Below are 26,005 nucleotides of genomic sequence, written 5' to 3'. Positions count from 1 at the left end.
TGGCGCATCGCCCGGGTGACGGCGGATCAAGGAAAGGCCCGCCCGGCAGATGCCGTGGCGGGCCATTTTTCTTATTGGCGCTGGTCGGCGCTCTTGGCGCGGATCGCGCGGAACTCCGATGACGGCCGCCATTCGGGCCAGACGCCCGCCTTCGAAAGCCGCTGGCCCATCGAATAGAACAGGTCGACGTCCTGCGCCGCGCCGGTGAAGTTCCAGTCGGGCGCCCAGGCGTCGCAGGTCTTGTGGTAGCAAGCCATATAGCCGTCGAGCCACTTCTGCCCCGCCTCGCGGCCGCCGACGCGCATGTCGCTCGCACCGCCAAGCGCCATCAGCTGAAGCGCGGGAACGCCGCGGCGCACGACCGAGAAATGATCGGCCCGATAGAACAGCCCGCGCTCGCTAGCCTCCTCCGGCGTGACGACGCGGTTCTGCGCACGCGCCGCCTCGGTCAGCAGGTCTTCGAGCGAGGATTGGCCGGCGCCGACGAGGATCACGTCCTTCGCCTCGCCCGCGGTCTGCAGGATGTCGAGTGTCAGGTTCGCGACGGTCTTTTCCAGCGGCGCGGTCGGCCGGGTGGCATACCATTCGGAGCCGAGCAGGCCGCGTTCCTCCGCGGTCCACAGCGCGAAGACGAGCGTGCGGTCGGGCGCCGGGCCGGCCTTGAACAACCGGGCAAGCTCCATCACGCCGGCAACGCCGAGCGCATCGTCGTTGGCGCCGGGGCGGATGGTACGGCCCTGCGCATCGGGCGGGCCTTCGCCATAGGCGTCCCAATGCGCGGCGAACTGGACGGTCTCGTCTGGCTTCACCTTGCCCGGAATCTTGGCGAGGACATTGGCGCTTTCAATCCGCTCAACGCTGACAGGCAGCTTCGCGGTGAAGCGCGCCTTCATCGCGATCGGGCGGAACGCGGCGGAGCGGGCCTGCTTGCGAAGCGCCGCGAGGTCGAGACCCTCGGCAGCGAAGACGCGGTTCGCCGCCTCGCCCGACAGCCAGCCCTGCAGCGCGATGCGCTGATCCTCAGGGCCGCGGACAATATCGTAATTCTCGCCGTTGGAGGCATTGGCGGTGGACCAGGGATAGCCGGCGCCCGCGGTGTCATGAACGATCAGCGCGCCGATCGCGCCGCGTCGTGCCGCTTCCTCATACTTGTAGGTCCATCGGCCGTAATAGGTCATCCGCTTGTCGCCGAAGCGGCCCTTGGCGTCCTCGCCCGCGACCGCCTCGAAATCGGGATCGTTGACCAGGAAAACCGCGACCTTGCCCTTAAGGTCGACGCCCTTGAAATCGTCCCACTGCGCCTCGGGCGCGCTGACGCCATAGCCGACGAAGACAAGCGGCGCATTCTCGATCGCAACGGCCGCATCGGGGCGAACTGTGGTGAGGGCGACGTCGGTGCCCTGCTTCAGGCTGGTCGCGCCGAAGCTGACCGGGCCATCGCCAAGCCGGGTGTGGATCAGCGGCACCTTTTGCGTCCAGGCGCCGTCCGGCCCGCCGGGCTCCAGCCCCAGCGCCTTGAAGCGCGCGATCGACCAGTCGATCGTCTTCTTCTCGCCTTCCGTCCCCGGCGACCGGCCACCGAAGGCGTCGGAGGCGAGCACCTTGGTCATTTCGGACAGCTTGGCGGGGTCGGTTTTTGGTGGTTCGGCGGCCGCAATGGCGATCAGCGGGAGGAGATAGGCAATCGTCTTGTTCTTCATCAACGCAACCTTCGCACGAATACACGGCCATCCTCGCGCCGCTCGGTCTGGAAATTGGGGACGGAGGCGATCAGGTCCGACAGGCGCTTGTAGCCATAGTTGCGCACGTCGAAGCTCGACCGGTTGGCGGCAAGCTGTCCCATGGCGGACAGGCTGACGAAGCCCTTTTCGTCGCGCTTCACCGCGGAATAGGCGTCGATCAGCAGCTTCACCAATTCATCGTCGATTGGTGCCGGGCTCTGCGATGCGGCGGGCTCAAGCGGGGTCGTCTCAGCCGCGCCCGTGTCGGTGGGGGCAGGGGCGGAGGCCGGCGCGGCCTGCTCCTTGCCGTTTGCCGGTGCCGCCGGCGCTTCCCTGGCCGGAGCGGGGCGGGTTGCAGGCGCAGGGCTCTCCTCCTCGGCGGCCATCAGCTTGTCGACATCGATGAAGCGGGTGCAGGCGCGCTTGAAGCCCTCGGGCGTCTTGTCCTGGCCGAAACCATAGACGGGCAGGCCATCCTGCCGCAGCCGGGTGGCAAGCGGCATGAAATCGCTGTCCGACGACATGATGCCGAACCCCTCGACGCGCCCGCGGAACAGCAGGTCCATCGCGTCGATGGTCATCTTCATGTCGGTGGCGTTCTTGCCCTTGGTGATATCGAACTGCTGCTGCGGTTCGATGCCGTGCTTGATCGTCATCTCGCGCCAGCCGCTCAGCGCCGGCTTCGACCAATTGCCGTAGACGCGGCGGATGTTGACCGTCCCCAGTTCGGCAAGGACGGTCAGCACCGGATCGATCGCGTGCCAGCTGGCATTGTCCGCGTCGATCAGGAGGGCGATGTTGCGGGTGGGGGTGTCGTCGGTCGCCATGGGTCAAGCCATCGGCGCTCGATCCGCCCGCGTCAATCGCCCCCGGTTCGTTGATGGACGCAGCGTTCAGCCACCCACGGGTCGCGAGCTGCGGAACGCCTGATCGGCGTCGATATCCGCCTGTTTGGTCAGCGGGGTCGAACCGTCGGGATCATCCACCTGCTTCAGGTCAGCGCGCGAGCCGAGGTCGCGGGCCAGCGCGCCGCCGCTGGTGTTGGCCTGTGCGTCACCCGCGGGGATCATGCCTTCGATCACATCCTTGTCGTCATGATCGCGGGCGCTGGTGGTGCGGGGGTTCTCTGCCATTGTTTCTCTCCTTCACTGCGTGGAAGAACGAGTGGGCAGGGTGCCGAGTTTCGTCAGGCGTCCGGATAAGCGATGGCGATCACTTCATATTCCTTCTCGCCCGCGGGCAGCGTGACGCGGCGCAGATCGCCGACCGCTGCGCCGCGCAAGGCGCGGGCCAGCGGGGCATTCCAGCCGATCAGCCCCTTGCCGGCATCCGCCTCGTCATCGCCGACAATGGTGAGTTCGCGGTGATTGTCGTCCTCGTCGGCGATGGTGACGCTGGCGCCGAAATAGACCCGGCTGCGATCGGGCGCCTGCGCGGGATCGACCACCTTGGCGGCCTTCATGCGGCGCGAGAGGAAGCCGAGCCGGCGGTCGATCTCGCGCAGCCGCTTGCGGCCGTAGATATAGTCGCCGTTCTCTGAGCGGTCGCCGTTGCCGGCGGCCCAGGCGATCGTCTCGACCAGCGCCGGGCGCTCCTTGGCAAACAGCTGGTCGTACTCCGCCCGCAACGTCGCATAGCCGGCGGGGGTGATGTAGTTCGGGCGATCCATCGCGGCGTCTTAGCCAAGCCGCAGCGGATCCGCGACCTTCCCGTCGCGTGGCGAGGGAAGGTCGCGATGCGTCAGCCGGTGCGGTTGCGGCCGAGATACCAGCTGAGGTTCGCCGGGCCACGGCTCTTGGCGCGCGGCGGGTTCATGAGGTCGTACACCACGGCATTTTCCAGCACGCGCTGCACATAGTTGCGCGTTTCGCCGTAGGGGATCGCCTCAATCCACTCGACCATGTCGATCGCGCCGGTACGTGGGTCGCCATTGGCGCGCAGCCACTTGTTCACGTTGCCCGGCCCGGCGTTGTATGCCGCGATCGCCAGCGGATAGCTGCCGTAGATGCCGAAGATGCGCTGAAAATAGCTGGAGCCGAGCTGCGTGTTGTAGCCGGTGTCGGTCAGCAGGCGGCCGGCGTCATAGGGCAGCCCCATCTTCCCCGCCTGTTCGCGCGCCGTGCCCGGCATCAGCTGCATCAGCCCGCGCGCACCGGCCGAGGAGATGGCGGCGCGGTCGAACTGGCTTTCCTGTCGCGCGATGGCATGGATCATCGTCCACTGGCTGTCGTAGCCGGACGGCACCGACACGGTGGGGAAGGCGATTGCGCTATATTCGGTCTGGTCGTTCTGCATCGCCTTTCGCCCGACGATCACCGCCAAGTCGGGGCGCCGGATGGAGCGGGAGAGTTCCTCCGCCAGGAAATGCTCGGCATCGGTCTCGACGTCGGCGGCGATGGTGCGGACGAAAGCGGTCTGATCCTGATACTGGCCAATAGTGCCCAGAAACTGCGCGGCGCGCACCGTTTCGCGGCCGAAGAATGCCTGGCGGGCGGCCGGATCGATCGCCGGGGAGGCCACGTCACGCGGTGCCGTCAGCGGGCGGCGAAGGTGCTCGAGCGCCAACTGGCCGTAGAATTGATCGCGATATCCAGCCGCGCGGTTGAAGAAAGCGCTGGCATCGGCGCTGCGACCGGCGGCCTCGGCGGCGCGGCCGGCCCAGTAAAAGCCCTTGGCGCGGGTCTGCGGCGACTGGCTGCCGCGACCGTAGCGGTCGAACATCGTCATCGCGTCAGCCGGGCGGTTCAATTGCTTCAGCGCCGTCTGGCCAGCCAGCCAGACGAGGCTCGTGTAATCGTCCCGCTCGCCATAGGGCTTCTTCGAAACGTCGGTGCCGGCGGGATAGGCGTCGTCGACCTGCCGCGCGATGTCATAGGCGAGCTGATACTGCCCATCGGCGGCCGCGGCGCGCGCATTGGTCAGCAGCACCTCGTAGAATTTCTCGACATTGCCGGGCAGGGCGATTCCGGGCCGGCGGGTGCGGGCGAGCCACGACCGCGCGCTGGCGCTCGCCCCGCTATTGCGCAGCCACACCGCCTTGTCGGCGATATAGCCCGCATCCGACGCGCCCGCGGCATCGTTGGCGGCGGCGAGCGCGGAGGCATTCTCCGCCTTGGTGCGGAACGCCAGCCGCGCCTCGAACAGCGGGCGGCGGGTAGGGGAGGTCAGCGCGATCTGCCGAGCAGCGATGCTGGTCGATCCCTGCCACAACAGCGCGTCCATCCGCGCGTCATGATCCTCGGGCCGGAGGGCGCCGGCAAAGCTGGTGAGGATCGTCGATTCATCGGTCGGCGTCAGCGCGCCGCGCCGCCATGCATTGCGCGCAGCCTCATAGGCCTCAGCCATCGCTCCCGTCGCCTGAAGCGCCTTCGCCTGCGCCACGGCGCCCGCCGCGGTCAGCGGGGGATAGCGGCGGAAAAAGGCGACGACATTCGCGGGCGCGGCATAGCCGTTGCTGGCCTGCCGCTCCGCCGCGCGGCGATTGGCGGCCTCGTTCGGCCAGCCGGGATGCGCCATCACGAAGCTGGCGTAGCTGTCGAACGGCAACCCGTCGGTCTGCTGCAACGCGCGCCATTGCGCGAGCGCGGCGGCGAGATCGGCGTTGTTCGTTACCTGCGCCATGGCGGCAGGCTGCGACTGCGCCAGTGCGTTGGCTGCCCGCGTGCGTGCAGCATCGTCCTGCCCCTGAGCGACGACCAGCGCCGCGCCCAACCCTATTCCCAGTGCGATCAATGCCCCTGCCCTCAAACCAGTCACCATTGTGGACAGAATAGCCGGCTCACCCGTATCTGTCCTGAACGACCCAACGCACCACAATCCGTTTCAGGAGCAACACATGTTTTCCGGATCGATTCCGGCGCTCGTCACGCCGTTCGACGCCGACGGCCGCTTCGTCGAGCGCGCCTATCGCGATCTGATCGAATGGCAGATCAGCGAGGGTTCCAACGCGCTTGTCCCCTGCGGGACGACCGGCGAGGCCGCGACGCTGGCCAAAGACGAGCATTTCGCGATCGTGAAGGTGTGCGTCGATCAGGTGCGCGGGCGCGTGCCGGTGATCGCCGGTGCCGGATCCAACGACACGCGCGTCGCGGCGGCGAATATCGCGGCGGCCAAGGAGGCGGGGGCGGATGCCGCGTTGATGGTGCCGCCTTATTACAACCGACCCTCGCAGGACGGCATCTTCCAGCATTTCGCCGCGCTGGCGCCCAGTTCCCCGCTGCCGATCGTGCTGTACAACGTGCCGGGCCGCACGGTGACTGACATCCAGCCGGGAACGCTGATCCGTATCGTGGAGGCGTTTCCCAAGGTGTTCGTTGGGGTCAAGGATGCATCGGGCGTGCTCCAGCGTGTGTCGCAGCATCGCGCGGCGCTGGGCGAGGGGTTCAGCCAACTGTCCGGCAATGACGATCTGGCGCTGGCATTCAACGCCATGGGCGGGGTGGGGTGCATTTCTGTCACCGCCAATGTCGCGCCCCGGCTGTGCGCCGATTTCCAGGCGGCGGGCACGGGGGTCGAGGCGCTGGCGCTGCACGATCGTTTGTTCGCGCTTCATACCGCGCTGTTCACCGATGCCTCTCCCGGGCCGGTGAAATATGCCATGACCCGTGTCCGCCCTGATTTCCCGCAGGGACTTCGCCTGCCAATGACGTGGCCGAACGAGGCGAGCCGCGCCGCGGTCGACACTGGGCTGGAGCGCGCTGGCCTGCTCTGATCGCGCCATCGTGGACGCATCGGCTAAGCACTCTTAATCCCGCCGCATTCTCCCCGCACGTTCCCGAACGAACAGGGGAGAAAGCGGTGGCGGCTTGGTTGATGCTGACCGTGCAGGCAGTTGCCGGACCGCCGGCCCCGGTCGCCCGCGCGCCCGTGGAACGCCCATGCCCGGTCGCCAAGCCCGGGAAAGAGATCATCGTCTGCGGCCGGTCAGGCGATGCCTTCCGGTTGAAGCCGATGCCGGATCGCTACGCGCCCGAACGCGCCCCGCCCAAGGCAGAAACCGCGATAAACGGGGTCGGGACGCTTGCCGCGGAAGCAGAGCGGGCGGCGGATGCGCAGGGGGCGCCGATCAATCGCGCGATGATCCGCCTCCGCGTTCCGATCGGCACCGTCAAACGCTGATCACGCCGCCTTCCCACGGACGACGCAACGCCCTACATCGCCCCGTCCATGCCACGTCCCAAACCCGCCATCTTCGACAAGAAGAAGATCGTCGCCGAGAACCGCCGCGCGCGCTTCGATTATTCGATCGACACCACCTATGAGGCCGGGATCGTCCTGACCGGCACAGAGGTGAAGAGCCTGCGGTTCGGCGAGGGATCGATCGCGGAAAGCTACGCCGAGGTCAGTGAAGGCGGCGTTTGGCTGGTGAATTCGAACATCCCGGAATTCAGCCACGGCAATCGTTTCAATCACGAGCCCAAGCGTCCCCGTAAACTCCTGCTTCACGAGCGCGAAGTTAGAAAGCTTCACGGCGCCGTGGCGCGGGAGGGTATGACCCTCGTGCCCCTGATGATCTATTTCAACAGTCAGGGTCGGGCCAAGGTGGAGTTGGCGTTGGCGAAGGGCAGGAAAGCGCACGACAAGCGTGACGCGATCAAGGAGCGCGACTGGAAGCGCGAGGCCGGCCGCCTCATGCGTGAGCGCGGCTAGTGGCCACGCGCAACCCCGGCATCTGGCAGCGGTTCGCCGGCTGGTGCCATCGCAATTTGCCGACCCGCGAATCGATGGAGGAAAGCCGCCTGCTTCGCCCCGTCGCGCACCGTGTGCTCGCGCCGCAGCTCTGGCGGTTCACCCGCCGGTCGGTGCCGCGCGGCGTGGCGCTGGGCATGGTGACCGGGATCCTCTTCCCGGTCGCCCAGATCCCTTTTTCGGCCATGCTGGCGCTGCCGTTTCGCGCCAACATCCCCTCCGCCGCGCTAACGACGTTCATCACCAATCCGGTGACTACCCCGCCGCTGTGGGTGGCGGCTTATTATATCGGCAAATGGACGCTGCACCTCGACCGGGCGCTGCCCGGCGATCCGATGCAGGACGCCGCGGTCAACGCCGCGCAATCGGGCTGGATGCAGTGGCTGATGTCGGATGCGGCGCCAGCGACGGCGCTCGGCCTGTTGATCGTCACCGCGGTGCTGTCGCTGGCAGGCTATGGGCTGTCGATGCTGGGATGGCGTTTGTGGATCGCGCGCAAGTGGCGGTCCCGTCACATTCGTAACCACGTTGACGAGGCGTCTTGAGCGGATAAAACACCGCCTTTCATTCCCTTGAAGGCGATTTTGATGCGCTCGTCCCTCCTGGTTGCTGCGATTCTTTCCACCACCGCGGCTGCGGCGATTGCCCAGACCGCGGCGGACAAGCCCAAAACGGCTGCCGCTCCCAGCAAGGCGGTGCAGGGCCAGACGGCGCAGGGCCAGACGGTGCAGGGTCAGCCGGCAGCCGCGAAGGCGAACGGGCCGAAGATCGGGACCTTCGGCTTCGACATGGCGGGCCGCGACACCAGCGTGCCGCCGGGCGACGACTTCTACCAATATGCCAGCGGTACCTGGGAGAAGAATACGCAAATCCCGGCGGACCGATCGACCTATGGCATGTTCCACGTGCTGCAGGACCTGTCGCGCGAACAGACCCGCACGATCCTGGAGGAGCAGCGTGGCCAGCCGGGCAGCAAGTCGGGCGATTTCTACGCGAGCTTCCTCGACGAGGCGACGGTGAATGCCAAGGGTATCACGCCCGTCCAGCCGTGGCTGACCGCGATCAAGAACGCGCCGAGCAAGGCGGCGCTGGCTGAAGAAGCCGGGCGGATGCAGCGCCGCGGCGTCGGCACCCTGTTCGGCATGTACGTCAACCAGGACGACAAGGATCCCGAGACCTATGTCGTGGTGTTCAGCCAGTCGGGCCTGGGCCTGCCGGACCGTGATTATTACCTGAAGGATGATGCCAAGCTGGCGGCCAACCGGACCGCCTACCAGTCGTATCTGGCGAAGATGCTGACGCTGGCGGGTGAGCCGAACGCGGAGGCGCGCGCCGCGGCCGTCGTCGACATGGAAAAGGCGATCGCCGCGGCGCACTGGACCCGCGTCGACAGCCGCGACGCCGACAAGGTCTATAACAAGCTGACCTTTGAGGAACTGAACGCCCGTGCCCCGGGCTATGACTGGGCGCAGTATTTCGAAGGCGCGGGCATTCCTACGGATGCGCCGATGCTGGTGTCGCAGCCGTCCGCCTTTACCGGTGAGGCGAAGGTGTGGGCGGAAACGCCGCTGCCGGTGCTGAAGGATCATCTGCTGCTGCGCACATTGTCCAGCTATGCGCGTTTTCTGCCGAAGGAGTTCGACGACACCCGCTTCGCCTTTTACGGCACCGAGCTGACCGGCGCGCCCGAACAGCAGGCGCGGTGGAAGCGCGGCGTCGATCTGGCGAGCGAGCATCTGGGGGAAGATCTCGGCAAGGCGTATGTCGCCCGATACTTCCCGCCGGAATCGAAGGCCGCGGCGGACGAACTGGTGCGCAACGTCATCGCGTCGATGGGTGAGCGGCTGAAGAAGCTGGAATGGATGGCGCCCGAGACGAAGCAGAAGGCGCTGGCGAAGCTCGCCGCCTTCACGCCGAAGATCGGCTATCCCGACAGCTGGCGCGACTATACTGCGCTGGAGATCCGCCGCGACGATCTGGTCGGCAATGTCGCGCGCGCCAATGAGTTCGAGTTCCAGCGCAACATCGACAAGCTGGGCAAGCCGATCGACCGGGGCGAGTGGTTCATGACCCCGATGACGATCAACGCCTATGCCAATCCGACGATGAACGAGATCGTTTTCCCGGCGGCGATCCTGCAGCCGCCGTTCTTCGATCCGAAAGCCGACCCGGCAATCAATTACGGCGGGATCGGCGCCGTGATCGGCCATGAGATCAGCCATCATTTCGACGATCAGGGCCGCAAATATGATGTGAACGGCAAGCTGACCGACTGGTGGACGGAGAAGGACGTCGCGCAGTTCAAGACCTTCACCGACCGCCTCGTGGCGCAATATGACGCCTATGAGCCGCTGCCCGGCCAGCACGTGCAGGGCGCGCTGACGCTGGGTGAGAACATCGCCGACCTCGCCGGGCTGGTCGTCGCGCATGACGCCTACCGCCTGTCGCTCGGTGGCAAGAAGGCGCCGGTGATCGACGGCACGACCGGCGATCAGCGTTTCTATCTGGGCTGGGGCCAGGTGTGGCGGACCAAGTACCGCGAGCCGATCCTGCGTCAGATCCTGCTGTCCGATCCGCACGCGCCGGGGATGCAGCGCGCGAACATCGTCCGCAATCTGGATGCCTGGTATGATACGTTCGGTGTCCGCCCCGGTCAGAAGCTTTACCTGACGAACGAGCAGCGCATCCGGATCTGGTGACGCCATGCCCGCCGCGCGCTGCTTGACGCGGCCGCGGCGGGGATTGAAGGGTTGCCGGAATGGCGACGCTGTTTCCCGATACCATGCCCCGCCTGACGCCGCGCGCTGCGCTGGCGACCGCGGTGGGCGCTGGCGTGTTGTCCGCGGCGTTGGTCCTGTGGGTGATCGGGGACACGGCGGTTGCGACGGGCTTCCTCGCCGCGGCCATCGTGCTGGGCGGCACCCTGGTGGCGTGGCGCGCGCTGGCGCCCGAACCGCCCGCACCGGGTCCGGCGGTTGATTGGCAGCTGGTCCGCACGCTGGCGCAGGAAAGCGATGATGCGATCGCGGTGACGGATCGTGCCGGGCGCCTTGTCTGCGCCAACGATCGTTTCGAGGAGCTGTTCGGCGGCCTGTCCGCGCCACCCGGCCTGCCGATTGGCGAAGCGGGTGTGGGTGCGCTGGCGGCTGCTGGGCGCGCCGCCTGGCGCGACGGGCGCGCGCGGGTCGAGCATGCCGAAGTCGCGGGACGGGCGATCTATTTCGACGTGCTGCGCGCGGGCCAGCGGCAGGATCTGCTGATCTGGCGCGCGGCATCGCTGATGGGGTCCGACAGCGGGCGCGCGCTCGCGGAGGCGCTGACGGGCTCGCTCGGCCGGCGACTGGCTGAATCGGGCATCATGGCCGCGCTGCTCACGCCGGACGGCCGGGTCATTGCCGCCGATCCGGTGCTGCGGATGCGTGCGATGGGGCATGCCGATGCCGCCGTGGAGGGTGCGGATTTCGCCCGCTTCCTGATCACGGATGAGCGGGGCCTGATCCGGTTCGAGCGCGAGGGCCGCGACGGCAATCCGCTGCGGCTGGTGCAGGTGCCGTTCTCCGACATCGACGGCGCGCCGATCCTGGTCGCGCTGCTCGATGAGGACGAGGCGCCGGTCAGCCTGGGCAGCGGAGCGGCGGCGCATATCCGTACGCTCGTGCAGCTCATGCCGCTGGGCATCGCGCTCGTCGATCGGGACGGCCGGTTCATCGAGATGAACGACGCCTTCATCCGCGCTGCTGCCGTCGATCGCGACGCCCCGCCGCTGTATCCGGGCGACCTGGTGGTGCGTGAGGACAAGGCCGCGGTGGCGGATGCAGTGCGCCGCTTTGCCGGCGGCGGGGCCGCCCATGTCACCGACATTGCGGTCCGTCTGGGCGATTTGCCGGAGGAACCGGTGGTGCTGTCGATCGCCGGCGCGCGGGGGCTGGGCGATGCGGCGGTGGTGCTGAGCCTCAAGGAAAACAACGAGGAATCGCGGCTGAAACGCGAAGTCGCACAGGCGACGAAGATGCAGGCGGTCGGCCAGCTGGCCGGTGGCGTGGCGCACGATTTCAACAACATCCTGACCGCCATCATCGGTCACTGCGACCTGATGCTGATGCGCCATTCGCCGGGCGACAGCGACTATGACGACATCCAGCAGGTGCGGAACAACTCCAATCGGGCGGCGGCGTTGACGCGCCAGCTGCTCGCCTTTTCGCGCCAGCAGACGCTGCGGCCGCAGATCCTGCAACTGCCCGATGTCGTGTCCGAAGTGTCGAACCTGCTGAAGCGGCTGTTGGGCGAGATGGTCACGCTGGAGGTGCGGCACGGGCGTAACCTGGGGCCGGTGCGCGCCGATCCCGGACAGCTGGAGCAAGTGGTCGTCAATCTGGCGGTGAATGCGCGTGACGCCATGGCAGCGAAATATCCGCATGGCGGCGGCAAGCTGATGATCCAGACGCGGTCGGCGACAACGGCCGAGATCCGGCGCCGCGGTCCCGACGTCATGCCGGTCGGGGAATATACCGCGCTGGAGATCTCCGACACCGGCTCGGGCATAGCGCCGGACGCACTGCCCAAGATCTTCGAGCCGTTCTTCACCACGAAGGAGGTCGGCAAGGGAACGGGGCTCGGCCTGTCGACGGTCTATGGCATCGTCAAACAATCCGGCGGCTATATCTTCGCCGATTCCAAGCCGGGGCAGGGCGCGACCTTCACCATCTATCTACCGGTGCACGCCAGCGGTGAGCCGGTAGCCCCGCGGAAGGCCGCGCCAAAGGCGAAGCCCGCCGAACTCTGGGGCACCGGTACCGTGCTGCTGGTGGAAGACGAGGACATGGTGCGCGCGGTGGCGGAGCGTGCGCTGACGCGGCAGGGTTATACCGTCATCGCGGCGGAAAACGGCGAGATCGCGCTGGAGTTGATCGAGCAGCACCCGCGCCCCGATCTGCTGGTCAGCGATGTGGTGATGCCGGCGATGGATGGCCCGACGATGGCGCGGCGTATCCGGCTGCGTTACCCTGACCTGCCGATCCTGTTCATGTCCGGCTATGCCGAGGAGCAGCTGCGCCGGTCGATCGACATCGAGAATGTCGCCTTCATTCCCAAGCCGTTTTCGGTCCAGCAGCTCGCCGAAGCAGCGCGCGAGGCGCTAGGCCAGCAGGGCTGACACGCAATGTCACACGATCGGCGTGTGGGGACATTGCGGGAACAGCTTGCGCGTTCTAAGGGTTGATCATGACTAGCCGCGTTCTGCTCGTCGAAGATGAGCCGCTTATCGCCATGATGCTCGAGGACTTTCTCGATGCGCTGGATCGTCAGTGTGCCGGAACGGCAGACTGCGTGGAGGCGGCGTTGCCGCTTGTGGAGGCGGGCGGCTTCGATTGCGCCATCCTCGACGTGAACCTGCGCGGGGGTGAGAAGAGCTGGCCGATCGCGGCCGCGCTGGCTGAACGCAACGTGCCGTTCGTGTTCGCCACCGGGGGTGCGGACGACATGATCGCGGAGGAATTTCGCGCCCGCCCGATCCTGCAGAAGCCGTTCACGCTGGACGGGGTGGAAAAGGCGCTCAACGCGCTCTGAGGCAGCGGCCGGATATTTTCGGTCTTTCCGGCCCGCAGTAACGTTCAATGCTTGCTCGTCGGCGCCTTGCGGCATAGCGAGCGGTCCATGACCCAACGTTTCGACAAGGCCCGGCTGCCCAGCCGGCATGTGTCCGTCGGCCCCGAGCGGGCGCCTCACCGCAGCTATTATTATGCGATGGGCCTGACCGAGGAAGAGATTGCCCGGCCCTTCGTGGCGCTCGCCAGCGCCGGGAATGACAGCGCGCCGTGCAACACCACGCTCGATGCGCAGGCCGATGCCGCGCGCCGCGGGGTGGAGCAGGGCGGCGGCATGCCGCGTCGTTTCAACACGATCACCGTGACCGATGGCATCGCCATGGGCCACCAGGGCATGAAGGCGAGTCTCGTCAGCCGCGAGGTGATCGCCGATTCGGTCGAACTGTCCGTCCGGGGCCATTGCTACGACGCGATCGTCGGCTTTGCGGGATGCGACAAGTCGCTGCCGGGCATGATGATGGCGATGCTGCGCCTGAACATCCCGTCGATCTTCGTTTATGGCGGCTCGATCCTCCCAGGGCGGTTCGAGGGCCGCGACGTGACCGTGGTCGACGTGTTCGAGGTCGTCGGGCGCCATGCGGCGGGTGCCTGCCCGATCGAGGAAGTGCACGCGCTGGAGAAGGTGGCGTGCCCGGGGCATGGTGCCTGCGGCGGCCAATATACCGCCAACACCATGGCATGCGTTGCCGAAGCGATCGGTTTGTCCCTGCCGAACAGCAACATGGTGCCAGCACCTTATACGACGCGTGAGCAGATCGCGGTTGCTGCCGGTGCACAGGTGATGGAGTTGCTGGCGCGAAACATCCGCCCGCGCGACATCTGCACGCGCGAGGCGTTCGAGAATGCTGCCCGCATCGTTGCGGCGACCGGCGGGTCGACCAATGGCGCGCTTCACCTGCCGGCGATGGCGCATGAGGCGGGCATCGAGTTTGACCTGTTCGACGTGGCCGAGATCTTCAAGTCGACGCCTTATTGCGCCGATTTGAAGCCGGGCGGCCAGTATGTGGCGAAGGATATGTACGAGGCCGGCGGCGCCTATATGCTGATGAAGTCGCTGCTTGCAGAAGGCCTGCTGCACGGCGACTGCCTAACCGTCACCGGCAAGACGCTGGGCGAGAATATCGAGCAGGTGACGTGGAATCCGGACCAGAAGGTCATCTATGACGCGAAATCGCCGATCACGCCCACGGGCGGTGTGGTGGGCCTACGCGGCTCGCTGGCGCCGGATGGCGCGATCGTGAAGGTGGCAGGGATGCACCGCCTGCAATTCGAAGGGCCAGCGCGCTGCTTCGACTGCGAGGAGGATGCGTTCCAGGCGGTCGAGAATCGCGAGATCCGCGAAGGTGAGGTGATCATCATCCGCTACGAAGGGCCGAAGGGCGGCCCCGGCATGCGCGAGATGCTGTCCACCACCGCGGCGCTCTATGGTCTGGGCATGGGCGAGAAGGTGGCGTTGATCACCGATGGGCGTTTCTCGGGCGCAACGCGTGGCTTCTGCATCGGGCATGTCGGCCCCGAGGCCGCGGAGGGCGGCCCGATCGCGCTGGTCGAGGACGGCGACACGATCCGCATCGATGCTGAGGCGGGCACCATCGACCTGCTGGTCGAGGCCGACGTGCTGGAGGCGCGCCGCGCGGCCTGGCAGCCGCGTCCCACTGATTACGGGTCGGGCGCGTTGTGGCGCTATGCGCAGAACGTAGGGCCGGCGTACAAGGGTGCTGTCACGCACCCGGGAGCCGCCGCCGAAAGCCATGTCTACGCGGATATCTAGCGCGCTACTGGTCATGCTCGCCGCGTGCGGCGAGGCGCGACAGGACGCACCGGTTGGCGGCGAGCCGACCGCGGTTGCGCGCGGCGGTGAACAGGCCGCGGAGGCCGGACCGGCGCGGCTGCCCTGCGCGCTGGCGAACGCGGGGGCGTTTACCCCCTCGTGCACGGTGGATCGCGCCGAGCGTGATGCCGGCGTCGTCCTCACGCTGCGACACCCGGATGGTGGGTTTCGCCGGCTTCTGGTGACGGAGGATGGCCGCGGCGTTCGGGCGGCCGACGGTGCGGAGCCGGCGCAGGTCGCCTTGGTGGGCAAGAACGTGATCGAAGTGTCCGTGGCGGGTGACCGTTACCGGCTGCCCGCCAGGATCAGCGGAGAGGCGCAATGATCCCGATCGATGGGCAGGCGATGCTGACGGCGGCGGACACCCGCAAGGCTGAGGCGCGCGCTATAGCGGCGGGGGTCAGCGCCGACGGAATGATGGCGCGAGCGGGCGCAGCCGTGGCGGAGCAGGTGCGCCGGCTGGCGGCAGGCGCGGAAGTGCTGGTTCTGTGCGGGCCGGGCAACAATGGTGGCGACGGCTATGTCGCGGCCGCCGCGTTGCGCCGCGCCGGGCTGCCGGTCCGCGTGGCTACCTTTGCGCCGGCGACGACCCCGCAAGCGCGTGCCGCGCGCGAACGCTGGGGCGAGGAGGTGGAGGCCTTGGCGGAGGCGCTCCCGGCGCCGATCCTGGTCGATGCGATCTTCGGCATCGGATTGTCGCGTGCGCTGGACGAGGGGGTGTCGGGCCCGCTGCGCAGATTGATGACGGCGGCGCGGCTCACGATTGCCGTCGATGTGCCGAGCGGGGTGTCGACGGACGATGGCGTCTGCCTCTCCGATCTGCCCCCCGCGAACCTGACGCTGGCGATGGGGGCGGTGAAGCCGGCCCATCTGCTCCAGCCTGCCGCGGCGCAGTGCGGCACGGTGCGCTTCGTCGACATTGGGCTCGAGGCGCCGAGCCGGGTGCGCGCGGCAGCAGCGCCCGTGATCGAGCCGCCCGCGGCGTCGGCGCATAAATATTCGCGCGGGATGGTTGCCGTGGTTGCGGGCGCGATGCCGGGCGCGGGGGCGCTGGCGGCCAGTGCGGCGGCGCGGGCTGGCGCCGGCTATGTCCTGCTGCTCGGCAGCGCCACCGACCGGCTGCCGCATGCGATCGTCAGGCGGCGGTTCACGGCGGAGGCGCTGGAGGATCATCGGATCGGCGCCGTTGTGATCGGGCCGGGGCTGGGGCGGGACGAGCGTGCCGAAGAGCGCCTGGTTGGGTCGCTCGCCAGCGGGCGACCGCTGGTGATCGATGGCGACGCTTTGCGTCTGATGGATGATCGTCGATGTGCCGGCGCCGCGATCCTCACGCCGCATGCCGGCGAGTTCGATGCGATGTTCGGCAGGGGCTCGGGCAGCAAGATCGACCGAACCGTCGCCGCGGCGGAAGGGACCGGGGCGGTTGTCGTGCACAAGGGCCCCGACACAGTGATCGCCGCCCCGGACGGCCGTGTCATCGTTCATTCGGGCAGCAGTAGCTGGCTGTCGACGGCGGGTACCGGCGACGTGCTTGCCGGCGTGATCGGCGCGCGATTGGCGGCAGGGCTTGAGCCGATGGAGGCGGCAGTCCAAGGGGTGTGGCTTCACGCCGAGGCGGCACGACGGGCGGGAGCAGCCTTCATCGCCGACGACTTGGTGGACCACCTGACACTCACGGCATGACCTGCCGTGAAAACAATGATTTGTGAGTAATAGCTGTGAGTGATGTTGATGAGATCGTGCGGGTTGCCCCCCGCGGCGAAGGCGTGACGGCGGATGGGCGCCATGTGCCCTTTGCGGCGCCCGGCGATCGCGTGCTGCCCGGCGGTGACATTGAGGCGGGGCCACATCACCAGGTGCCGCCGTGCCGTCACTTCCCCGAATGTGGCGGTTGCCAGTTGCAGCATCTGGACGACGCCAGCTGGAGCCAGTTCATCCTCGATCGGATCAGCAGTGCGTTGGCCACTCAGGGGCTGGAGGCGGCGATCCGGGCGCCGGCGCTGTCGCCACCGCGGACCAGGCGGCGTGCCACGCTTCATGCGGAAAGCTCGGGCCGGATCGGCTTTTCGATGGAGAAGAGCCATGCGATCGTTGACCTTGCCGAATGCCATGTGCTGGCGCCGGAGCTGTTCGCGCTGGTCGCGCCGCTGCGGCGGCTGATCCATGTTCTGCGACCGCGCCGTCGGCTGGACGTGCATCTGACGCTGGCCGATCAGGGCGTCGACCTGCTGATCAATGGCGTGATGCCGGAGGGGCTGGCAGCGGCAGAGGCGATCACCGCCTTTGCAGAGGGTAATCGACTGGCGCGCGTGGCCTTCGACGAGGGCTACGGCCCGGAGGTGCGCTGGGAGCCAGAAGCGGTCACCATTACGCTGGGCGGCGTGCCGGTGCCGCTGCCGCCCGCGTCTTTCCTGCAGGCAACGCGCGACGGCGAGGCCGCGCTGGTTGCCGCGGTACGTGAGGTGGTGCCCGGCGAGGGCGTCGTGGCCGACCTGTTTGCGGGGCTAGGCACCTTTGCGCTGGCGCTGCCGGGCAGGGTCTATGCCGCGGAGGCAGGGCGCGAGGCGATCATGGCGTTGAAGGCGGCGGCGGCGCGATCGCATCGCACGGTGTTCACCGAGCATCGCGACCTGTACCGGCGGCCGCTGACCCCGGCCGAGCTTGACCGGTTCAGCGCCGTTGTGATCGATCCGCCCCGCGCCGGCGCCAAGGAGCAGGCGCAGGCACTGGCCGGATCGAAGACCCCGAAGCTCGCCTATGTTTCGTGCAATCCCAGCAGCTTCGCACGTGATGTGAAGACAATGGTCGAGGGCGGCTGGCAGATCGACTGGATTCAGCCGGTCGGCCAGTTCCGCTGGTCAACCCATGTGGAACTGGCCGCCAGCCTGAGCCGGCGCTGACCGGTTGGGATCAGACGTCCGCGGTCAGCCGGCCGTACAGTTCCGGCCGGCGATCGCGGAAGAAGCCGAAGGCGGCGCGGTGGCGCTTCACGCGATCAATATCGATCGTGGCGGTAATCACGCCCTCTTCCTCGCGGCCAAGCTCGGCCAGGATGTCGCCGCGTTCGTCGCAGATGAAGCTGGTGCCGTAGAAGGTCTGATCGTGTTCCACGCCGATGCGGTTGGCGGCGACCACGGGCACGACGTTGGAGACGGCATGGCCGACCATCGCACGGCGCCACAGGCGTGCGGTATCCAGCGACGTGTCATGAGGTTCGCTGCCTATCGCCGTGGGATAGAACAAAACTTCCGCACCCATCAGCATCATGGCGCGGGCGGTTTCGGGATACCATTGATCCCAGCAGATGCCGACGCCCAGCTTCGCGCCCTTGCTTTCGGCCGGGCCGTCCCAGACCTTGAATCCGGTGTTGCCGGGGCGGAAGTAGAATTTCTCCTCATAGCCCGGGCCGTCGGGAATGTGGCTCTTGCGATAGACGCCCTGCACCTTGCCGTCAGGGCCGATCATCGCGAGGCTGTTGTAATGGTGCGGGCCGTCGGCCTCGAAGAAACTGGTGGGAATCGCGACCTTTAGCTCCGATGCCAGCGACTGCATGGCAAGAACCGCGGGGTGCTCGGCCGTCGGGCGGGCGTTGGCGAACAGCCCTTCATCCTCGACCCGGCAGAAATATTCGCCCTCGAACAATTCAGGCGGGAGGATGACCTGGGCACCGCGCGACGCCGCTTCCCGCACGAGGCGGGAGACGTTGGCGATGTTGGCGTCCATGTCGGCGGAAAAGGCGAGCTGAAGCGCGGCGACGGTGATTTCGGTCATGCGCGGCCATGTAGGAGATCGCGTCACCGGCCGCCACCCTGTCGCGAACGGCCGGCCGCCGGCGCCCGACCCGCGGCCTGCCGGCGGCCTCGCGTGCGACCGCACTGGCGACAATTGGCCTGTTCGCGGCCTGTCGTGGCCAGATCGCGCGAACAGGCCGGTTTTCGCGCCAAATGCGATCAATAGATCGTGTAGCCGCCGTCGATCGTGAACGTGTCGCCGGTGTGGAATCGCGAGGCATCGGAGGCGAGATAGACGGCGAGGCCGCCGAAATCCTCCGGCTCACCCCAGCGGCGCATCGGCACGCGGGAAATGACCTTTTCATTGAAGCGGTCATTGCCCTGCGCCCGCGCCGTCATGTCGGTGGCGATCCAGCCCGGGAGGATGGCGTTGGCGCGGATGCCGTGGCGGGCATATTCGACCGCGAGGCCGCGCATCATCGGGAGCAGCGCGCCCTTCGTCGCGGCATAGGCCTGGTTGCGCGGCGCGCCGTGGACCGCGGAGGTGGAGGAGGTGGCGAGCAGCGAGCCGCCGGGATCGCCATCCTGTGCGCGGGCGACCATGTGGCGGGCGGCGGCGCGCAGCGTCCAGAACACGCCATCGAGATTGACCGCCAGCACGCGGCGCCACAGATCGGTGCTCATCGTATCGAAGCTGTCGGCGCCCTCGCCGACGCCGGCATTGGCGGCGACGAAATCGAGCCGGCCGAGTGCCTCCAGCGCGCGCGCCACGCCGGCATCGACTGCCGCCTCATCCGCCACATCGACCCGGTCGACGATGATTCGGGTGCCGTGCTGCGCGAGGCGCGCCTCGGCCGCCTCGTTCTTGGCGGGATTGTTGCCCCAGATGACCACATCGGCCCCGGCCTGCGCCAGCGCGTCCGCCATGCCGATGCCGATCCCGCCATTGCCGCCGGTGATCAGCGCGGCGCGCCCGCTGAGGTCAAAGGGTGTATAGGCCATGGTCTCTCTCTCCCATCGTTCTTGTCGCGGAGGAGCCTAGCCGCGTCGGGGGGCAGGACGCCAGATTGGAGGGTCTGTCACTTTTGGCATTGGCGCAGGCGGGCGATGCTTTTCATAGGTGGGCGTGATGCAACAGGAACGACAAGGCGCGGAGCGGGGGGCGGATGATGCCGAGCCCCGCGTTGCGGCGACAGAGGGGGAAGAGGATTTGACCTTGGGCAAGACAATCGCGGCGGCCGGATTGCTGGCGATCACCTCCGCCGCGGCGATCGCGGGGCAGGGCGGTAAGGCGGAGGCGCCGCGCGCGCGGGAGGCGGGGGTGACGATCGGCGTGCTGCCGGCAGGGCCGCGCAACGCGATCACCGATGTCGCCGGCGTGCGGGTGGGGCATGTCACGATCGAGGAGGGGCGCGACGTGCATACCGGCGTCACCGCCGTCGTGCCGCATGGCGGCAACGTCTTCCGATCGCGCGTGCCGGCGGGGTTCGTCGCCTATAACGCCTTTGGCAAGTTCGCCGGGTCGACTCAGGTCGTGGAGCTGGGCGAGATCGAGACGCCGATCCTGCTGACCAACACGCTGAACGTGCCCGAGGCGATGGCGGCGGCGGTCGAATGGACGCTGGCGCAGCCGGGCAACGAAAAGGTGCGATCGGTGAACGCGGTGGTGGGGGAGACCAACGACGGCTTCCTGAACGACATCCGCCGCCGGCGCGTGACCATCGCCGATGCGCGCCGCGCGATCGAGGCCGCGCGCGAGGGGCCAGTGGCGGAGGGCGCGGTGGGCGCGGGCACGGGAACGGTCGCGTTCGAATATAAGGGCGGGATCGGCACGGCGTCACGCCGCTTGCCGGCCGCAATGGGCGGCTGGACGCTCGGCGTGCTGGTGCAGAGCAATTACGGCGGGGTGCTCAACATCGCCGGCGTGCCGGCGGGCCAGCGGCTAGGGCGGCACGAGTTCGCCGGGCGGGTGGAACGCGGCACGGCGGATGGATCGGTGGTGATCGTGATCGCGACCGACGCGCCGCTTTCCGACCGCAACCTGCGCCGGATCGCCGAGCGCGCGTTCATCGGGATCGGGCGGACCGGATCATCCTTCTCGAACGGATCGGGCGATTATGCGATCGCCTTTTCCACCCATGCGGCGGTGCGCCGCGAGGAAGGGAAGGCGGGGGCGGTCAGTGCCACGGCGGCCGAGCTGCGCAACGAGGCGATGTCGCCCTTGTTCCAGGCGGCGGCGGAGGCGACCGAGGAAGCGGTGATCAACTCGCTGTTCGCCGCCCGGACGGTGACGGGGCATCGCGGCACCGCCGAGCAACTGCCGCTGGACAAGGTGCTGCCGTGGGTTGCTGGCGCGGGGAAGTGAGGGCCGTTCGCCTCAAACCGCCTGCGGGCTCAGGAGGTAGGCAGCGCACCAAGATGTCTAAAGGCCGAGGCAGGGGTAGTCGAACTTAGGCTCCCGGCCCCCCGCGCCGCTCGATGCGGGCAAACAGCGCCGCCAACGGGCAGGCCTGCGGCATTAACTTTGATGATGCCGCAGGCCTGACATCTCGCTCGCTCAAGGATCACTAGGAAGCTGAGCTAACCTTGTAACTGTTGCTTAAGCTACCGGCGAGCGTGAGCGACGCTGATGCCGCTCGATTGCGACCAAGAGGAAGAAGAACATCAAAACCAGAAAGCCGCCGGCGATCAGGATTGACTGTGAGAGCCCGTTCCAGCCTGCAGCGTGGCCACGAACGATCTCGTCGCGCTGAGATGCCGCCTCGCTGGCGTTGCGCTCTCTCCGCTCAGCTAAGAGCTGGAAGTAGCGATCCTGATACCCCTTCAGCACCTCGCTCGGTGAGGCGATTCCATCCGGGTAGCGCATTACCTGTACTGTCTCAGTGTACGGAACTTCGACGCGACGAGTGACCGCGCAGCCGATGGGGGACAGGTACCAATTCTCACAATTGTCGCTGAACGTGTCCCATCCGCGCCGGGTCTCGACGCGGGTCCGCTGCACTTGCGTCGCCACCGGGCGCTTTGTGGCGGTGCGATAGCGACTCAGACGTTCAACGGTCTGCTTGGAATTGGCTGCCTGAGTGACGATCGGCAGGTAGCCATCAAGATCCTTTCGGTCCTGCTCGAATGAAAGATCACCGCTCCGGACTGCGTCAAGTCGTGCGGAAGAGTTGATGGTTAGATCGTCAAACTCCCCGATAGTCAGCTTCTTGTCGTCATCACGAAGGCTCGGCTGAAACTTTTCCCTATAAAGGGCGAAGTACTTTTTTACGAACGCGTCGTAATAAGCGCGCTCCCTTCGAAGAACGTCGACGTTGGCCCCGGCGCGAGGGGCATCGGTCTTCGTCGAAGCCTCCCTGGCAACGATCTCGGCGACTGACACGACACTGGGCTTTTCCACTACGGAATCGGGTGAGCGCATGACCCGCATCAAACTGTATGCCGCCCACCCGGCCGCACAGATCAGCAGCACTGTAGCCACGATCAGCAGGGCCGCACGCAGTACTTTGAGATAAAGCGCTTCGATCCGGTCGAGCGCCGACGTCGTCCGACTGAGCAGTACCGAATGTTCCGGTATAGCGTCCATATAATCCCCCTATCTTATTGCACCTAGCCCCCCAGGTGCACTGGCTATCTGCCAAGTCGCGCAAGTACTTGCAATTGGGATGAGTGGAGTAATTATATACGGCTGTCGCTAGGGCCGGGTGCAACAAGACGGGTTGGTTAGTAATTGGGACGTCACAACTTCATGGTGCAAGAACATATATGATGGCATCGAAACGCCATAGTTTGTTCCATATTTTAACTTAAAACGCCGCTTTCTCGGCGGCTATTCCTACATTCGTAGGCTACGTCATACATGGGGAGGATGCGCCAGAATTGCATTTTAAAGCGGCCTTTTCGTCTCAGCCGATCAATAGAACGTTTCCCAAAATGCTTCTGAAGGTCATGGCGCAGAAGCGGCGCGTCCTCCGATCCTGAATGCTGCGAACGCTCGTTGTGCATCATGACACGTAAATTGTGCCTGTTGGAACCGGCTCCCAATCCTCACCCCGGGGCATAAGACGGTATTGCGTACCGTTAGCTCCGAGGTTTCCGTAGGCTGCCCCACCCCAGAAGGTGAGAATGCCGTCTGCATCGCGTGCCTCCACTCGCACCGTATACAATATTGCCTTTGCGCCATTTTTGATGACGATCGGCTCGACACCGAAGCTGCACTGAGATGCCGGGAAGGCCGGCAGACGCAGCTTGGCCGATAGCCGCGCGATGGTTGGCGCAGGGGCATTCACCGTGACGCGGTCCCCCAGCCCCTGCATTCCCACGCAGACGGCGGCTTTGATCTGGGAGGGTCGAGCCTGCTTGACGGCGGCGTCGAACATGGCGTCGATCTGGGCACTGGTGAGACCGCGTGTATCGGCCACGATTGGCGCGGAGGGGCCGGGTTCGCTGTCAAAATTTGGCCCGGGAACGGCGGGCGGTGCAGGCGGCTGGGCGGAAGGGGACTGATCGGAAGCGATAGTGCTAAGGTGTGCCGGTTCATCGCGGGGATGTGGCGAAGCGGATTGGCACCCGAGCAGGAGCGGGGCGGCGAAGAGCGGAACGGATACTGAGGCTGGCGCCCATCGCATGTTCATTTGAGGCTCTCCCGCGATACCTTGATCCTGAACCTAAATGCCTGTTCTCACTAATAAGTCATGCCGGACATCTTGCCCGATGTGGGGACTAGATCGGCGTTCGCTGTCAAGAGGCGCTGGCCTTGCCGCGCGGACTGAGGGCGGCGGGCAGCGCCTCGCACAGGCGGTCGGTGGCCAGGGCGATGCGGGATTCGGTGGTGGTGCGGTTGGAGGGGGTGTTTTCGACCGCGCGCGTTTCGGTGTTGAAGGCGAGCAGGCTGGCGGCGCGGCGGGCGGGGCAGAGGCTGAGATAGGCGCGAAAGCCGTTCTGGTCGCCATTGTGGCCGATGAAGGTGAGGCCGCCGGGGGCCTGGTCGATGAAGAAGGACAGGCCGGCCTTCGTCGAGGGTGCCATTCGGCCTTGCGAATAATCCTCGCCGGCGGCGATCTGCGGTGCCCACATTTCCTCCAGCGAGGATCGCTTGAGCACCAGATCGTGCCGCGCCGCGTCGGCGGGATCGCCGAGGAGGAAGGCAGCATATTTCGCCATGTCGGGCATGGGCGCGTTCAGCCCGCCGTTGGAGACGGTGACGCCGGTGTCGGCATCGAACGGCGCCTCCACCCGCTTGCCATCGCGGATCAGATAGCTGTGCGAGCGGTGCGGCAGGAGGTGCGGCGGGGTGCGATCGAAATAGCTGTCGTACATGCCGAGCGGGCGCAGGATGTTCTTGTCGACATAAACCTCCCAATCCTCGCCCGAGAGGCGTTCGATCACCTGGCCGAGATAGACGATGCCGGGGTTGGAATAGCTGAAGCGGCTGCCGGGGCGGAACTGGACCTGGGTGTAGGGGAGCATGGCGACGAGCTGCGACCAGCGCGCGGGCTCGAACGGCTGCCACGCGGCCTCGCGCCATGGCCAGGTGGGGCCGCCATAGCCGGCGGAATGGCTCATCAGGTGGCGCAGCGTGATCGCATCGTTGCTGCCGTGCGGATTGTGGACCGCGGCAAGCTCCGGCACGTAGCGGGTGATCGGATCGTCGAGCGTGAGCAGGCCGCGGTCGCGCAATTGCATGATCGCGATGCCGGTCATCGTCTTGGTGATCGACGCCCAGTGGAAGATCGTGCGCGCATCGACCGGGGTGCGCGTGGCGGCGTCCTGATAGCCGATATGGTCGGCGACGGCGGTGCGCCCGTCGCGCAGGAAATAGAAGCTGCTGCCGACGATCCCCGCCTCCGCCACGACGCGGCGGTGGGTGTCCCGGAACTCGCCGAGCGCGCGGTCGAACGACGCCGGCGCGGCGGCAGCGGGGAGCGGCATCAGCGCGGCGGTGAGCAGGGCGGGCGGGATGAGGGCGGCGGGGATGAATCGGGCGGGCACGCGGAGGCTTCCTGAAGGCAGGGGACGTGGGGTCGCCAGAACGGCGGCCCGCAGAGTGGAGCGCGCGTCATGCTTTGTCGAGGGAGTCGCCCGGCGGGCCGGATCGTCAGGGCGGCGGGGGCGCGTCGGTTGCCTCGGCCGCTAGGGTGCGCACGTCGACCCGCGCCTTCAGCCGGGCGGCGAGGAGGGCGGTGCCGCTGACCTTGCGCTGGACGAACAGGGTCTCGACGTCGGGGACGTGCCAGGTGGCGCGATCCTCGATCATCGCCTTGGCTTCCTCGCGGATCACGGGGACGAAGGCGCGGTCGCCGAAGTCGAAGGGGCCGGGGCGGTGGATGGTGGCGTCGACCGCCGCGATCATCCGGTCGACCGCCGGGCGGTGCGCCGCCGCTGCGCGGGCGCCGATGAAGCCGGTCTCGATCGCGACATCGCGCATCGCGTCGCGATCGCGCGCGAGGCCGGCGTGGATGAGGCGGGTATAGGCCTCTGCGGTGGCGGCGGGCACGGCGCGGGTGGCCCCGAAATCGAGCAGCACCAGCCGGCCGGTGTCGGGTTGCCAGCGGTAATTGGCGAAATTGGGGTCGGTCTGCATCACCCGGAATTCGAACAATTCGCGCAGCACGAGGCTGACCAGCGCATCCATCGCGGCATCGCGCGCGGGCTGGTCGGCGCCCTCCAGCGTCTCGATCGGGCGGCCGTCGATGAACTCCATCGCGAGCACGCGGCGCGTGGTGAGCGCGGGTTCGAGGCCGGGGACGACGTAGCGATCGTCGCCGGCCAGACGATCGCGATAGGCGCGCATCTGTTCGCCCTCGCGCAGGTAATCCGCCTCCTCGCGCAGCTGGCGCTTCGCCTCGGTGAGGAGCGGGGCGATATCGAGCGTCGAGGGGAGGAGGTTCGAGACGCGCAGCAGCGTCGCGACATTGTCGACATCGGCGTCGATGCTGTCCGCGACACCGGGATATTGGACCTTGATTGCGAGGCGCCGGCCGTCGGGGAGGGTGGCGCGGTGGACCTGGCCGATCGAGGCGGCGGCGATCGGCGCTGCCTCGAACCGGGCGAAGCGGCGGCGCCAGTCGGCACCCCATTCGGCCTTCAGCACCTTGTCGAGCTGCTGCGGGGGCATGCGATAGGCCTGGTTGCGCAGCCGGGCGAGGATGGTGGCGAGTTCGGGCGGCAGCATGTCGCCGGCGTCCATCGAGATCATCTGGCCAAGCTTCATCGCCGCGCCGCGCAGGTGCGACAGGCGATCGGCGACGCGGGTGGCGTTGGTCGGGGTCAGCACCAGATCGCCGAGGCGCGGCCGCTCCCCGGCGGCGAGGCGGCGTGCGCCCTCCGCCAGCATCCCGCCCGCGACGCCGCCGGCAAGCCGCCCGAAGGTGCCGAGCCGGGCGATGCGGCCCGACGGGATCGCACGGCCGGGGGTGGCAGGATCGGGGG

Annotated in this window: 23 protein-coding genes; 12 read left to right on the top strand and 11 right to left on the bottom strand. The window is 67.2% G+C overall.

Going from position 1 to position 26,005, the window contains the following annotated elements:
* Window positions 1–71: 71 nt before the first annotated feature.
* The 5 genes from CA236_RS16370 to CA236_RS16350 all read right to left on the bottom strand — a co-directional run bounded on the left by CA236_RS16370 (window position 72) and on the right by CA236_RS16350 (window position 5,480).
* Window positions 72–1,700 (bottom strand): M28 family metallopeptidase, encoded by a 1,629-nt coding sequence (locus tag CA236_RS16370; protein ID WP_125946419.1) that lies wholly within the window; start codon window positions 1,698–1,700, stop codon window positions 72–74.
* A complete protein-coding gene (locus CA236_RS16365; RefSeq protein WP_125946418.1) occupies window positions 1,700–2,548 on the bottom strand; it encodes an NYN domain-containing protein in 849 nt (282 codons plus the stop codon). The genes CA236_RS16370 and CA236_RS16365 overlap by 1 nt, the downstream gene beginning before the upstream one ends.
* 66 nt (window positions 2,549–2,614) lie before the next feature.
* Window positions 2,615–2,854 carry a hypothetical protein gene (locus CA236_RS16360; protein ID WP_125946417.1) on the bottom strand — a complete coding sequence of 80 codons (240 nt, stop codon included), beginning with the start codon at window positions 2,852–2,854 and terminating at the stop codon, window positions 2,615–2,617.
* A 53-nt stretch (window positions 2,855–2,907) separates the two neighbouring features.
* Window positions 2,908–3,390: a transcription elongation factor GreB gene (gene greB, locus CA236_RS16355; protein WP_125946416.1), complete on the bottom strand. Its 483-nt coding sequence runs from the start codon at window positions 3,388–3,390 to the stop codon at window positions 2,908–2,910.
* Between the two features lie 71 nt (window positions 3,391–3,461).
* Entirely contained in the window at window positions 3,462–5,480 is a 2,019-nt protein-coding gene (locus CA236_RS16350) for a lytic transglycosylase domain-containing protein (protein ID WP_125946415.1), read from the bottom strand.
* 76 nt (window positions 5,481–5,556) lie between these two features.
* Between CA236_RS16350 and dapA the strand changes: the two genes are divergently transcribed.
* From dapA to CA236_RS16295, 11 genes are all read left to right on the top strand, one after another.
* Entirely contained in the window at window positions 5,557–6,432 is an 876-nt protein-coding gene (gene dapA / locus CA236_RS16345) for a 4-hydroxy-tetrahydrodipicolinate synthase (protein ID WP_125946414.1), read from the top strand.
* An 86-nt stretch (window positions 6,433–6,518) separates the two neighbouring features.
* Window positions 6,519–6,839 carry a hypothetical protein gene (locus CA236_RS16340; RefSeq protein ID WP_125946413.1) on the top strand — a complete coding sequence of 107 codons (321 nt, stop codon included), beginning with the start codon at window positions 6,519–6,521 and terminating at the stop codon, window positions 6,837–6,839.
* Window positions 6,840–6,887: 48 nt separating this feature from the next.
* Window positions 6,888–7,370 (top strand): SsrA-binding protein SmpB, encoded by a 483-nt coding sequence (gene smpB, locus CA236_RS16335; RefSeq protein WP_046408884.1) that lies wholly within the window; start codon window positions 6,888–6,890, stop codon window positions 7,368–7,370.
* 74 nt (window positions 7,371–7,444) lie between these two features.
* Window positions 7,445–7,954 (top strand): DUF2062 domain-containing protein, encoded by a 510-nt coding sequence (locus tag CA236_RS16330; protein WP_046408964.1) that lies wholly within the window; start codon window positions 7,445–7,447, stop codon window positions 7,952–7,954.
* A gap of 42 nt (window positions 7,955–7,996) precedes the next feature.
* Entirely contained in the window at window positions 7,997–10,108 is a 2,112-nt protein-coding gene (locus CA236_RS16325; protein ID WP_125946412.1) for a M13 family metallopeptidase, read from the top strand.
* Window positions 10,109–10,167: 59 nt separating this feature from the next.
* On the top strand, window positions 10,168–12,561 hold the full coding sequence (locus CA236_RS16320; RefSeq protein ID WP_125946411.1) for a response regulator: 2,394 nt from the start codon (window positions 10,168–10,170) through the stop codon (window positions 12,559–12,561).
* 68 nt (window positions 12,562–12,629) lie between these two features.
* Window positions 12,630–12,974: a response regulator gene (locus CA236_RS16315; protein ID WP_046408965.1), complete on the top strand. Its 345-nt coding sequence runs from the start codon at window positions 12,630–12,632 to the stop codon at window positions 12,972–12,974.
* Between the two features lie 87 nt (window positions 12,975–13,061).
* Complete coding sequence (ilvD, locus tag CA236_RS16310) at window positions 13,062–14,783, top strand: dihydroxy-acid dehydratase (protein WP_125946410.1); 1,722 nt, start codon at window positions 13,062–13,064, stop codon at window positions 14,781–14,783.
* A 13-nt stretch (window positions 14,784–14,796) separates the two neighbouring features.
* Window positions 14,797–15,168: a hypothetical protein gene (locus CA236_RS16305; RefSeq protein WP_125946451.1), complete on the top strand. Its 372-nt coding sequence runs from the start codon at window positions 14,797–14,799 to the stop codon at window positions 15,166–15,168.
* On the top strand, window positions 15,165–16,526 hold the full coding sequence (locus CA236_RS16300) for an NAD(P)H-hydrate dehydratase (RefSeq protein WP_125946409.1): 1,362 nt from the start codon (window positions 15,165–15,167) through the stop codon (window positions 16,524–16,526). The genes CA236_RS16305 and CA236_RS16300 overlap by 4 nt, the downstream gene beginning before the upstream one ends.
* A 35-nt stretch (window positions 16,527–16,561) precedes the next feature.
* Entirely contained in the window at window positions 16,562–17,743 is a 1,182-nt protein-coding gene (locus CA236_RS16295) for a class I SAM-dependent RNA methyltransferase (RefSeq protein WP_125946408.1), read from the top strand.
* A gap of 10 nt (window positions 17,744–17,753) precedes the next feature.
* Here CA236_RS16295 and aguB read toward each other — a convergent pair whose 3' ends face one another.
* Together aguB and CA236_RS16285 are read right to left on the bottom strand one after the other, a co-directional pair.
* A complete protein-coding gene (gene aguB, locus CA236_RS16290; RefSeq protein WP_125946407.1) occupies window positions 17,754–18,614 on the bottom strand; it encodes an N-carbamoylputrescine amidase in 861 nt (286 codons plus the stop codon).
* Window positions 18,615–18,793: 179 nt separating this feature from the next.
* Window positions 18,794–19,576: an SDR family oxidoreductase gene (locus tag CA236_RS16285; RefSeq protein WP_125946406.1), complete on the bottom strand. Its 783-nt coding sequence runs from the start codon at window positions 19,574–19,576 to the stop codon at window positions 18,794–18,796.
* 214 nt (window positions 19,577–19,790) lie between these two features.
* Here CA236_RS16285 and CA236_RS16280 point away from each other — a divergent pair, with 214 nt between their 5' ends.
* The gene (locus CA236_RS16280; protein WP_241212720.1) at window positions 19,791–20,939 is read left to right on the top strand and encodes a P1 family peptidase; all 1,149 of its coding nucleotides are present in this window, start codon (window positions 19,791–19,793) and stop codon (window positions 20,937–20,939) included.
* Between the two features lie 234 nt (window positions 20,940–21,173).
* Here CA236_RS16280 and CA236_RS16275 read toward each other — a convergent pair whose 3' ends face one another.
* From CA236_RS16275 to CA236_RS16260, 4 genes are all read right to left on the bottom strand, one after another.
* Window positions 21,174–22,160, bottom strand: a complete 987-nt coding sequence (locus CA236_RS16275) for a hypothetical protein (RefSeq protein WP_125946404.1) — start codon at window positions 22,158–22,160, stop codon at window positions 21,174–21,176.
* Window positions 22,161–22,578: 418 nt separating this feature from the next.
* Entirely contained in the window at window positions 22,579–22,953 is a 375-nt protein-coding gene (locus CA236_RS16270; RefSeq protein WP_145118599.1) for a hypothetical protein, read from the bottom strand.
* Between the two features lie 361 nt (window positions 22,954–23,314).
* Window positions 23,315–24,565: a serine hydrolase domain-containing protein gene (locus CA236_RS16265; protein WP_125946402.1), complete on the bottom strand. Its 1,251-nt coding sequence runs from the start codon at window positions 24,563–24,565 to the stop codon at window positions 23,315–23,317.
* Between the two features lie 106 nt (window positions 24,566–24,671).
* Window positions 24,672–25,976, bottom strand: coding sequence for an AarF/ABC1/UbiB kinase family protein (locus tag CA236_RS16260; RefSeq protein WP_206430612.1), 1,305 nt, complete (start codon window positions 25,974–25,976; stop codon window positions 24,672–24,674).
* Window positions 25,977–26,005 lie beyond the last annotated feature (29 nt).

The sequence above is a fragment of the Sphingomonas sp. ABOLG genome, assembly GCF_003950435.1.
GTDB lineage: Bacteria > Pseudomonadota > Alphaproteobacteria > Sphingomonadales > Sphingomonadaceae > Sphingomonas > Sphingomonas panaciterrae.
This window is presented reverse-complemented; position numbering and strand designations above follow the sequence as displayed.